Below are 11,880 nucleotides of genomic sequence, written 5' to 3' on the forward strand. Positions count from 1 at the left end.
ACGTGAAAAAGTTGTCACCTTTTTCCCTTATTCATCATTATTGAGCCCTTCCACATACTCCCACAGTTTCTTGTAGAAAGGATGTTTCGTCATCGTGTCCTTGTTGCCCAGGATGATGAGCTTCATTCGGGCTCTCGTCATCGCCACGTTCATGCGACGGAGGTCTTTCAGGAATCCGATCTGTCCCTCATCATTCGAGCGTACCAGGGAGATGAGAATCACGTCTCTTTCCTGACCCTGGAAACCATCCACCGTATTTACGCTGATCAGGCGACGGTAAGGCTTGAAGAATTCATACTTCTTGATGAGTTTCTTGAGATACTGCACCTGGGCACGGTAAGGCGAAATGATGCCTACGTCGATGCTATCGCCCAATACACGTTGCTTGCCTATCTTGGTGAAGTATTCAGCTAAGGTCAGGAGGGTAAGCTCGGCTTCCGCCTTGTTGATACGCCCGAAGCTCTCGCCCACAAACTGTTCCTTGAAGTTCAAATCAGAATTTTGATTGGCTGCAGATGAAGAAGATGATGTGGAAGCAGAATCCTCAGGAGCAGCTTCTCCTTCTATTGTCATCTGATTCTCCTCATCAGAAGTATCAATCCACGTTATCGGATGGTCGTAATCGAGAATGCTGCGATATTTGATTTGCGGCGCACTCTCCACCTGACCTCCATAAAACCAGTCGCTGGAGAATCGCATGATTTCCTCGTTCATGCGGTACTGTATCTTCAAGAGGGTCACTACCTCAGGCTTGTTTTCCGCAATACGCTCCATCAGGGTTTTGCCCAGTCCAGCTCTCAACGCAGCGATACTCTTCACCGTAGGCGGCAACTGACAATGGTCGCCCGCTAAGATTACCCTGTTGGCTCTTCTCATCGGAATCCAGCAGGCAGCCTCCAGCGCCTGTGCTGCCTCATCGATAAAGAGGGTGCCGAACTTCATGCCTTCCAGCAGACGATGAGCGGAACCCACAAGCGTGCAGGCGATGACACGAGCCTCGCCAAAGAGTTCTGCATTAATACGGATTTCTATCTCGGCAGCACGGCTTCTCAGTCTGTCCATCTTCTGATGAAAACTCTCGCTTCCTTTCTTGCGGTTGGAGCGCAATTCGCGGATAGCCTTGCGTATCGCCCAGAGTTGCGGATAATCAGGATGGCTTTCAAAACGTCGCTCATAGGTAAAACCGAGCATCTTGTCGTTGACCCTTGTCGGATTGCCGATACGAAGCACGTTGATGCCTCTATCCACGAGTTTCTCTGAAATCCAATCCACCGCCATATTGCTCTGTGCACACACTAATACCTGGCTCTCCCTCATCAGGGTTTCATTAATGGCTTCTACCAGAGTCGTCGTCTTTCCCGTTCCCGGAGGTCCATGCACGATGGCCACATCCTTTGCCCAGAGCACCTCGTTCACGGCTCTTTCCTGGGTAGGATTAAGCCAAGGGAACTTCATGGGTTCAAAGGAAAACCTGCCTGCTTTCTGATGAGAATAGAAAAGATCTCGCAGATAAGCCAGACGGTTATTCTTTGCCTTCATCGTACGGTCGAGCGCTTCAAACATCAGTTTGTAACTCGTTTCATCGAAGGACAACTGCACGCCGATAGGTTCTTCTGTCTGCAAGTCGAGCAAGGAAACCGAATCAGGCACATTTATCACCATTCTGTCACCATCCACATAGTTGACCGTTCCGGTAAAGGAGAAATATTTAATGCTCTTGGGATTGGAAGCAGAAGAGGAAGACGCTGCACCTTGAGACGAAGACGCTGCGTTTTGAGATGAGGACATTGCACTTGGAGAGGAAGAAGCTGCACTTTTGAATGAAGCATGGGAAGAAATTTCCCCTGGATGATTCTTGACCTGAAAGAACATGACAGGTCGTCCGAACTCAAAATTGTGGTCGATCTCCTCGTCGGAGGTACGGAACACCTCTATGGATTTTTGATTGAGCGAATTATAGAAGCTTTTGCCTATACGTAGTGGAAACCAAGCGTCACCACGTTTCACCTTGCGTCGCATGCCGATTTGTTCCGTCAGTTTGCGAAAAGCCTCCTTTTCTGTATAATACTCCAACTGAAGAAGAGTGCGTTGCTGCAATAAAGCCTGTATAGGAGAAGTTTGTTCCATTTTTGATTCTTTACTTTTCAAATAAGTTATATATTTTACTTTTCATATAAGTTATATATAGAGATAAAACGCATTTTTGTGGGAATTATTATTTGAAAGATTCGGATTTTTATGAAATAAACTTTTAAACTTTATAAAATAAGCAATGGATGTCCATGAGATAAAATGGCTTAGCATCAATCGAAACGAATGCGTTAAAGTTGGTTATTTTTATCCCGAGTGTGGCTATTATCAAATCAAAAGTCGTAATTTTGCACTTGAGAGCACAAAAAACGAGAAGGTTATTTCATAAAGTCAAAGAAGCGAGATGAAGAAAACTATCATTCTTGAAAATACAACTATCGGCTATCATTCGAGCGGTCAGAATCGAATTGTAGTCCAAAATATCAACGCCTCTCTGCAAAGTGGAGAACTCACCTGTCTGATAGGTGCGAATGGTACCGGTAAATCAACCTTGCTACGTACACTCTCAGCCTTCCAACCGCCTTTGAAAGGAGACATACTCTTATCGGAAACTTCAGAATCTGATTATCTCCTATCCGTCAGCATGTTTTCCCAAAAACAACTGGCAAAATCCATCAGCGTAGTTCTAACCACTCAAATGGACGACATCCATCTGAAGGTAGAAGAAATCATCGGCTTGGGGCGCTCTCCTTATTCTAATTTCTGGGGATCACTCTCTCAGGAAGACCAGAAGATAGTGAACGAAGCCATTCATGAAGTAGGAATCCAACACCTCAGTACTCGTATCTTCAATACTTTAAGCGATGGAGAACGCCAGAAAGTAATGATAGCCAAAGCCTTAGCCCAGCAGACCCCCATTATCCTGCTGGACGAACCAACCGCCTTTCTTGATTTTCCAAGCAAGGTGGAAACCCTCCTCATGCTCAAGCGACTGGCCCATCAACTCCAGAAGTCTATCCTCATTTCTACTCATGATGTAGAAATCGCCCTGCAACTGGCAGACAAGATTTGGCTCATGGAGAAACTTCCTTGCAATCTGGAGGAAACAGAAAATCACAACGAAGAAGATCATCATGACAAGATAGAAGCAGGCAATTCCGTCTTATCCGTAGGAACTCCCCAGGAATTGGCAGACAAGGGTGCACTCTCCCACTTCTTAGACACCCCGGAAATCACTTTCGACAAGAGAACCATGAGAATTCATTTTAGGCGAAAATAGTGCAAAAACTGACAAATAAGTATATTTTTAACGATTAATGAACCCTTTTTAATGATTTCTATACCTATTTTTATATAGGATTTTTTATATCTTTGCAACCAGATATTAACAATCAGACGAAACACTAACTTAATAAAATACCGGCAAGCACATCAATGCGCATGGTGGAAACTGCTGCCCAGAAAAAGATGTTCCATGGTGCCGACTATGTGTTCATGGCAGACATGTGGAATCCTAAACACTTGAGTGACAGCAGACACTTGTGGGTACCTATTTCTTGGGAAAATGATGCTCCGGTATTGAAAAAACAATAAAAAATACGGTCGCTCTGCTTGTTTCTAATTAATTATACATATCTTTGCAGTTGCTTAGCTGAGGCTACCGGCAACTTTCAACTTAAAATTATTAATAACAACAAACAATATACAACTATCTATGAATTATATATTTAAAAGTATCATGATGACGCTCGTCCTGGCTCTGGTTCCATTTATGGGAATCTCTGCCAAGAAGAAGGCAGTTCAGCAGAGCGACCGCCAATATTGGTGCTCGCTTGCCTACAAGATGGCTCAGCCTGTTCTGGAGAACATGGCTAAGGGCGAGTTGCAGAAGAATATGCAGACTGAGTTCAGTCCCAGCTTCGACAACCGCAACAAGAAGGTGCTCTATATGGAGTGCTTCGGCAGACTGATGGCTGGCGTGGCTCCTTGGCTCACCCTTCCGGATGATGCCACAGCCGAGGGCAAGCAGCGCAAGCAGCTGCGTGAATGGGCGTTGGCTTCTTATAAGAATGCCGTTGATCCTCAGAATCCTGACTATCTCTGCTGGGGCATCGGCGGTCAGAATCTGGTAGATGCAGCCTATATCGCCGAGAGTTTCCTCCGTGCTTACGATACACTCTGGAAGCCTCTCGATGAGGTGACCAAGCAGCGATACCTGAAGGAGTTTGCCAAGCTCCGCCACATCGACCCTCCTTATACTAACTGGCTACTCTTCTCTTCAACCATCGAGAGTTTCATGGCAAAGGCTGGTGGCGATTTCGATGAATACCGCGTCAATTCTGCCTGCCGCAAGGTAGAGGAGTGGTATGTAGGTGATGGCTGGTATGCTGACGGTCCTGTATTCGCTTTCGATTACTACAGCAGCTATGTGTTCCATCCTATGTATCTGGAGACTCTCCAGGCGATGGTGGATGCCAAGGTGAATTCCCGTCTCGACTATCAGAAGTATTATGACAGAGAGCTGAAGCGCTGTCAGAAGTACAGCATCATTCTCGAAAGATTCATCTCTCCTGAGGGAACCTTCCCTGCATTCGGAAGAAGTATTCCTTATCGTATGGCTACCATGCAGCCGCTGGCTTTGATGGCATGGTACCAGAAGTTGCCTAAGGATTTGAGCAACGGTCAGGTGCGTGCAGCGCTTACCAAGGTGCTTCATCGCATGTTCGACCAGGAGAACAACTTCAATGAGAAGGGTTATCTCTCTATCGGCTTCTGTGGAAACAGCCAGAAGAACGTTGCCGACTGGTATACCAACAACGGTTCGCTCTATATGACAACCCTCGCCTTCATGCCTCTCGGCTTGCCTGCCGATCACCCATTCTGGACAGATGCAGCTCAACCTTGGACTCAGGTAAAGGCATGGAGCAACCAGCAGTTCCCTAAGGATCACCAGTGGAAGGACGAGATTGTTACCAAGGACAAGTGGTAATTTTATAATTAGAAATGACAAATTAGAAATGTTCAAATGCAGTATAGCTGCCTATCATTTCTCATTTCTAATTTCTAATTATAATAACCATTTCTCATTTCTAATTTGTAATTTTAAAAATGAACAAGATAATGATGATGATGGCTGCTGCAGCCTTGGCTTTGCCTTTGAATGCAGCACAGCCAGCCAAGAAGACCGCTAAGGTCAAGAAACAGAACAAGAAGGAAGTGAAGGCTTTCAGGAAGTGGGATCATGAACAGGTGGTGGAACTCATCACAAAGGTGAACAACTACTGGCAGGCTAACAACAAGCCTGAGGTTCGTGCCTTCTGGGATAATGCCGCTTATCATACCGGAAACATGGAGGTATATAAGATGCTGAAGGATCAGAAGATGCTCGACTACTCTATCCGTTGGGCTGAACACAACGACTGGACCGGTGCTACAGAGGCAAACCCAGCCAAGTGGAAGTACAAGCCATACGGCGAGGGAAAAGATCACGTTCTCTTCGGTGACTGGCAGATTTGCTTCCAGACCTACATCGACCTCTATAACATCGAGGCAGCCAAGGGAAATGCCGCAGCTTCAGAATATATGGTGAAGCGTGCCAAGGAGGTGATGCACTACGAGGCTTACTCTGAGCCAACAGACTACTGGTGGTGGAGCGATGCCCTCTATATGGTAATGCCGGTAATGACAAAAATGTACAAGTTGACGGGCGATACCAAGTATCTCGACAAGCTCTACGACAATCTCCTCACCACCGATGAGATTATGCTCGACAAGGAGACCAACCTCTACTTCCGTGACGGCAAGTATGTCTATCCTAAGCACAAGAGTGCCAACGGAAAGAAAGACTTCTGGGCTCGTGGCGACGGCTGGGTTCTTGCAGGTCTGGCAAAGGTGCTGCAGGATATGCCTAAGGACTACAAGCACTACCCGTTCTTCGTAGATAAGTTCCAGAAATTAGCTAAGGCTGTGGCTGAAATCCAGCAGCCAGAGGGTTACTGGACCCGTTCTATGATGGATCCAGAACATGCTCCAGGTCCTGAAACCAGCGGTACTGCCTTCTTTACCTATGGTATGCTTTGGGGTGTAAACAACGGATTCTTAGTCAAGAAAGAATACAAGAAGACCATCGAACGCGCCTGGACCTATCTCACAGAGACCGCCGTTCAGCAAGATGGCAAGGTGGGCTACGTACAACCTATCGGCGAGCGTGCCATCCCAGGACAAACCGTTGATGCCAATTCTCAGGCTAACTTCGGAGTGGGCGCTATGCTCCTCGTTGCTTGCGAATACGACAAGTATCTGACTACGAAATAAACAACATTTCTAATAATAAAACCAACCTATAATTATGAGACAAAGACTTTTCATTACATTAGGTATGGCAAGTTTGGCAATGGCAACCTTTGGTATGAAGAAACCGAAGGCTACCATTAAGCCGTTGAACGCGGCGACAGTCCAACAACCAAGCTATACCGAATGGCACGACCTGCAGGTGAATGCCATCAATCGTTTTCCATTACACACCAACTTCTTCACCTATTCGGCAGATGACTGGGTTTATGAGAAAGACGGTAAGATTGTGAGCAAGGATATCCTGCACATGAACAAGACGGAAAGCAAGTATTTCCTTTCGCTCGACGGAACCTGGAAATTCAACTGGGTAGAGAATGCCGACCAGCGCCCTACCGATTTCTACAAGGTTGACCTCGACGACTCCAACTGGAAGACCATGAATCTGCCTGGTATCTGGGAGATGAACGGATTCGGAGTTCCTGAATACGTAAATGTGGGCTTCGGATGGCGCGGACATTTCGACCAGCAACCTCCTGCAGTTCCTACCAAGGACAACCACGTAGGTTCTTACCGCCGCATCATCAATATTCCAGAAAACTGGGACGGCAAGCAGGTAGTAGCCCACTTCGGTAGCGTTACTTCCAACATCTATCTCTATGTAAACGGCAAGTTTGTCGGTTATGCAGAGGATAGCAAGGTAGCTGCCGAGTTTGACATCACTCCTTATCTGAAGAAGGGCAAGAATCTGATTGCCTTCCAGACATTCCGCTGGTGTGACGGTTCATGGGATGAAGACCAGGACTTCTGGCGCCTGAGTGGTGTGGCTCGTGAATGCTATCTCTTCGCTCGTGATGCCAAGTTGCATTTGGAGGATATCCGTGTGACTCCAGACCTCGTCAACAACTACAAGGATGGCGTACTCAACATCTCTGCCAAGGTAAAGGGAATAGGCAAGCTGAACTTCATCCTCTTCGACAAAGAGGGCAAGCAGGTGGCTACAGCTACAGGATTGGCAAAGAACGGAACAGCCAACATTACGATGAACGTAGAGAATCCACACAAGTGGAATGCAGAGACACCTTATTTATATACCCTTCAGGTTTCCCTCTCAAGTGCGCTGAAGAATGGCAACATGAAATCAGCAAGCATCACTCCTGTCAAGGTAGGTTTCCGCAAGGTGGAAATCAAGAACAAGCAATTCCTCGTGAATGGCCAGCCTGTACTCATCAAGGGTGCCGACCGTCATGAAATCGACCCAGACGGAGGATATGTAGTAAGCTTGGAACGCATGATTCAGGACATCAAGATCATGAAGCGCCTGAACATCAACGCCGTTCGTACCTGCCACTATCCTGATGACCCACGCTGGTATGATCTCTGCGACGAATACGGAATCTACCTCGTAGCAGAAGCCAACCAGGAGAGCCACGGTTTCCAGTATGGCGATGATGCAGCTGCCAAGAAGCCGATGTTTGCCAAGCAGATTATGGAGCGCAACCAGCATAATGTCTCTATCTACTTCAATCATCCTTCCGTTGTGACATGGAGTTTGGGTAATGAGACCGTGATGGGCGACAATTTCCTTCAGGCTTACAAGTGGGTGAAATCACAGGACCAGAGCCGCCCAGTACAGTATGAGCAGGCTCGCCAGGGAGAAGGCACAGACATCTTCTGCCCAATGTATTATTCTGTAAAGAACTGCGAGAATTACTGCAAGAACCCAAATAGCAAGATGCCGCTCATACAATGCGAGTACAACCATACGATGGGTAACTCGGGCGGTAATCTGAAAGAATATTGGGATCTGGTACGCAAATATCCTATCTTCCAAGGTGGTTTCGACTGGGATTTCGTTGACCAGGGCTTGCACCGCAAGGTATTGAAGCCGATGACCATCAAGAATCCAGAGAAAATGAGCAATGAAGAGCTCCGCAAGATAGAATATTGCTATGGTGGCGACTACAACAATTACGACCCAAGCGACAACAACTTCAACTGCAACGGTATCATCGGTCCAGACCGCCAGCTCAATCCTCATGCCTACGAGGTGGCTTACCAGTACCAGAACATCTGGGCTACCCTGAAGGATGCAGCCAAGGGCGAAGTGAACGTATATAACGAAAACTTCTTCCGTGATCTGAGCAACTATGCTTTGGCATGGAGTCTCATCGAAGATGGTGTGGAGACTCAGAACGGCACCATCGCCGACATCGACGTAGCCCCTCATCAGACCAAGACCTTCACCCTTCCTTACGACCTCACCCAGGCAAAGGGCAAGGAGATTTTCCTCAACATCGATTTCCGTCTGAAGAAAGCAGAGCCGCTGATGGAAGCAGGACAGATTGTTGCCTACAACCAGTTGACAGTAAAGGAGAAGAAGTGCTGCGGTCATTGTTCAGACAAATTGGCTAAGGCTCAGGACGGCAAGAAGGTGAAGACCAAGTTTACAGACAAGAAGGGCGAACAGGACATTACCGTTTCAACAGCCGACCTGACAGTAAAGGTAAACCGCACAACCGGTCTTATCTCTGAATACACCTATCAGGGCAAGTCATTCCTCGGCGAAGGCGGAACCTTGAAGCCAAACTTCTGGCGTGCTCCTACAGATAACGACATGGGTGCAGGATTCCAGAAGAAATTCAAGGCATGGAAGAACCCTAAGTTGGAATTGAGCGGAATTACCATAGAGAAGAACAAGAAGGCCAATACCTATACCATCTGCGCCAACTACAATATGCCAGAGGTAATGGGCAAGCTGGAACTGATCTATCAGATTATGCCAAACACAGGAGCCGTAAAGGTTACTGAGAACTTCATCGCTACAGAAGGCGAGAAAGTAAGCGATCTCTTCCGCTTCGGTATGCAGATGCAGTTGCCATACGAAATGGACAAGAGCCAGTACTACGGCCGTGGCCCTATCGAAAACTACTCCGACCGTGAGGACTGCATGAAGATAGGCATCTACAGCAACGATGCAGACAACCAGTACTTCCCTTACGTCCGTCCACAGGAAAGTGGAACCAAGGGCGACATCCGTTGGTGGAAGCAGACAGATGCTGCAGGCTTCGGATTCATGGTCAAGAACTGCAAGCCATTCTATGCAAGTGCCCTCCACTTCGATACAGAAGAACTGGATGATGGCGACGAGAAAGATCAGCGCCACAGTTTCAACCTGAAGAAGTCAAAATACACCAATCTCTTCCTCGATGGCGAGCACATGGGTGTAGGCGGCGAGAACTCTTGGGGCGCATGGCCTTTGGAGAAATACCGCATTCATTATGGCGACAAGACTTTCAGTTTCACCATTATCCCATTGAATAAATAGGAAAGAACCCATGAGATTAAGGCTCATGAGACCCCAAAATAGAGCATTTGAGCAATAATCCAACATATTTAATCAGAAAGTCCACCCCATTTGGGGTGGATTTTCTGTATCTTTGCAAACGCATTAAGCAATACAACTTAATTATTCAAGTAAGAATATCACAAAATAAGAATAAACCTAAAAATAAACAACGTAAACATGAGAAAAACGAATATCTTCGCTGCCCTTATGCTGGCAGCCATGACATCTCTCGGTGCTTCAGCACAGCATCAGTTTGCAGTTCAGGCAAACAAGCCTGGAGTAGAAATCCAACCTACCATGTATGGCATTTTCTTCGAAGACATCAACTTCGGTGCCGATGGTGGTCTTTATGCAGAGATGGTAGAAAACCGTTCCTTCGAGTTCCCACAGCGCCTGATGGGATGGAATACCTTCGGAAATGTAACCCTCAATGACGTGAAGCCAGCCTTCGACCGCAACCCTCATTATGTAACTCTCGAGAGTGCCGGTGCGCGTGAGAAGCAGACCGGTCTTGAGAACCGCGGTTTCTTCGGCATGGGCTTGAAGAAGGATATGAAGTACGATTTCACCGTATATGGCCGTCTGCATCTCATCGATGGCAAGCAGGGCAAGATTCGTGTAGAACTCGTCAATTCCAAGAATGATGTGATTGCCAAGCAGGTCATCAACATCACCAATAATAAATGGCAGAAGCTAACTGCTACCCTTACTTCTCCTCAGACCGATCCTAAGGGATTGATGCGAGTATATCTGGAGAAAGGTTCTGAGAGCGTAGATCTCGACCACATCTCTCTCTTCCCAGAGGATAACTGGAATGGCCTCCGTGCCGATCTCGTACAGGATTTGGCCGACCTGAAGCCAGGCATCTTCCGTTTCCCTGGCGGATGTATCGTAGAGGGTACCGACCTCGATACCCGCTATGAGTGGAAGAATTCTGTGGGTGCTCCAGAGAACCGTCCTCTGAACGAGAACCGCTGGAGAGATACCTTCCCACATCGCCTTTTCCCTAACTACTATCAGTCTTTGGGCTTGGGCTTCTACGAGTACTTCCTCCTTTCAGAGAAGATTGGTGCAGAGCCATTGCCAATTCTCTCTGTAGGTCTGGCTTGCCAGTATCAGAACGATGATAAGGATCCTAATGCGCATGTAGCAGTCAAGGATCTCCAGAGCTATATCGACGATGCCCTCGACCTGATCGAGTTCGCCAATGGTCCTGTTACCTCCAAGTGGGGTAAGCTCCGTGCCGATATGGGTCATCCAGCACCATTCAACCTCAAGCAGATAGGTATCGGTAACGAGCAGTGGGGTCCTATGTATCCAGAGCGTTTGCAGAAGTTCATGGAGCAGATCCATGCCAAGTATCCTAAGATCAAGATCTGCGGTTCATCTGGTCCATCTGCCGACGGAAAGGACTTCGACTACGGTTGGGAGCAGATGCGCAAGTTGGGTGTAGATATGGTAGATGAGCATTACTACAAGAGCCCTGAGTGGTTCCGCAGCAATGCCAGCCGTTACGACAAGTACGACCGCAAGGGTCCTAAGGTATTCGCTGGCGAGTATGCAGCCCATGCCAAGCATGATCCAAACTCATGGGAGGCAGCCCTTTCTGAGGCAGCTTTCATGACAGGTTTGGAGCGTAATGCAGACGTGGTTTACCAGGCAACCTATGCCCCACTCTTCGCTCATGTAGAAGGCTGGCAATGGCGTCCGGACCTCATCTGGTTCGATAACCTCAGTTCTGTGCGTTCAGCCAACTATTATGTTCAGCAGCTCTATGGACTCAACAAGGGAACTCATGTGTTGAAGCTTACCGAGAACGGCAAGGCTGTAGCTGGCGAGAATGGCCTCTATGCCACCGCTTGTTTCGACAAGCGCACCAAGAGCTACATCGTGAAGATTGCCAATACCTCTAACGAGGAGAAGGAAATCAACGTAACCTTTAATGGTATCAAGAAGTTGAACCCAGGTAAGGTAACCGTTCTCCATGCCGACGATATTCAGGCAGAGAACAAAATAGACAACAAGAACGTGGTTGTTCCTGTTGTATCAGATGCTCAGGCTAACGGCAACGTCTTGAATGTGAAGATGAAGGCGAACAGCTTTGTAGTATATAGATTTTAGTTAAGTTTATGTTATATAGTGTATTACCGTTAAGGTAGAAAGATGGCGAATCCCTTGCAGCAGAGATGTTGCAAGGGATTTTTCTTCAC

General features: G+C 47.3%; 7 protein-coding genes. 6 read left to right on the forward strand and 1 reads right to left on the reverse strand.

From position 1 onward, the window contains the following. Positions 1 to 27: 27 nt before the first annotated feature. Positions 28 to 2,127 carry an AAA domain-containing protein gene (locus KUA50_RS10310; RefSeq protein WP_218457228.1) on the reverse strand — a complete coding sequence of 700 codons (2,100 nt, stop codon included), beginning with the start codon at positions 2,125 to 2,127 and terminating at the stop codon, positions 28 to 30. Positions 2,128 to 2,434: 307 nt separating this feature from the next. Between KUA50_RS10310 and KUA50_RS10315 the strand changes: the two genes are divergently transcribed. The 6 genes from KUA50_RS10315 to KUA50_RS10340 all read left to right on the forward strand — a co-directional run bounded on the left by KUA50_RS10315 (position 2,435) and on the right by KUA50_RS10340 (position 11,791). Beyond that, positions 2,435 to 3,310 carry an ABC transporter ATP-binding protein gene (locus KUA50_RS10315; protein ID WP_218457229.1) on the forward strand — a complete coding sequence of 292 codons (876 nt, stop codon included), beginning with the start codon at positions 2,435 to 2,437 and terminating at the stop codon, positions 3,308 to 3,310. A gap of 155 nt (positions 3,311 to 3,465) precedes the next feature. Next, positions 3,466 to 3,624 carry a hypothetical protein gene (locus KUA50_RS10320; RefSeq protein ID WP_218457230.1) on the forward strand — a complete coding sequence of 53 codons (159 nt, stop codon included), beginning with the start codon at positions 3,466 to 3,468 and terminating at the stop codon, positions 3,622 to 3,624. Between the two features lie 148 nt (positions 3,625 to 3,772). Then, entirely contained in the window at positions 3,773 to 5,020 is a 1,248-nt protein-coding gene (locus tag KUA50_RS10325; protein ID WP_413777462.1) for a DUF2264 domain-containing protein, read from the forward strand. Between the two features lie 119 nt (positions 5,021 to 5,139). Beyond that, a complete protein-coding gene (locus tag KUA50_RS10330; RefSeq protein ID WP_256624292.1) occupies positions 5,140 to 6,345 on the forward strand; it encodes a glycoside hydrolase family 88 protein in 1,206 nt (401 codons plus the stop codon). A gap of 34 nt (positions 6,346 to 6,379) precedes the next feature. Then, positions 6,380 to 9,649 carry a glycoside hydrolase family 2 TIM barrel-domain containing protein gene (locus tag KUA50_RS10335; protein ID WP_218457232.1) on the forward strand — a complete coding sequence of 1,090 codons (3,270 nt, stop codon included), beginning with the start codon at positions 6,380 to 6,382 and terminating at the stop codon, positions 9,647 to 9,649. Between the two features lie 198 nt (positions 9,650 to 9,847). Next, the gene (locus KUA50_RS10340) at positions 9,848 to 11,791 is read left to right on the forward strand and encodes an alpha-L-arabinofuranosidase C-terminal domain-containing protein (RefSeq protein WP_218457233.1); all 1,944 of its coding nucleotides are present in this window, start codon (positions 9,848 to 9,850) and stop codon (positions 11,789 to 11,791) included. Positions 11,792 to 11,880 lie beyond the last annotated feature (89 nt).

The sequence above is a fragment of the Segatella hominis genome (assembly GCF_019249725.2).
In the GTDB taxonomy this organism is placed as follows: Bacteria; Bacteroidota; Bacteroidia; order Bacteroidales; family Bacteroidaceae; genus Prevotella.

Coding starts and splice junctions, on each gene's coding strand:
- KUA50_RS10310 (WP_218457228.1), bottom strand. CDS start 2,127: ATGGAACAAACTTCTCCTATACAGGCTTTATTGCAGCAACGCACTCTT.
- KUA50_RS10315 (WP_218457229.1), top strand. CDS start 2,435: ATGAAGAAAACTATCATTCTTGAAAATACAACTATCGGCTATCATTCG.
- KUA50_RS10320 (WP_218457230.1), top strand. CDS start 3,466: ATGCGCATGGTGGAAACTGCTGCCCAGAAAAAGATGTTCCATGGTGCC.
- KUA50_RS10325 (WP_413777462.1), top strand. CDS start 3,773: ATGACGCTCGTCCTGGCTCTGGTTCCATTTATGGGAATCTCTGCCAAG.
- KUA50_RS10330 (WP_256624292.1), top strand. CDS start 5,140: ATGAACAAGATAATGATGATGATGGCTGCTGCAGCCTTGGCTTTGCCT.
- KUA50_RS10335 (WP_218457232.1), top strand. CDS start 6,380: ATGAGACAAAGACTTTTCATTACATTAGGTATGGCAAGTTTGGCAATG.
- KUA50_RS10340 (WP_218457233.1), top strand. CDS start 9,848: ATGAGAAAAACGAATATCTTCGCTGCCCTTATGCTGGCAGCCATGACA.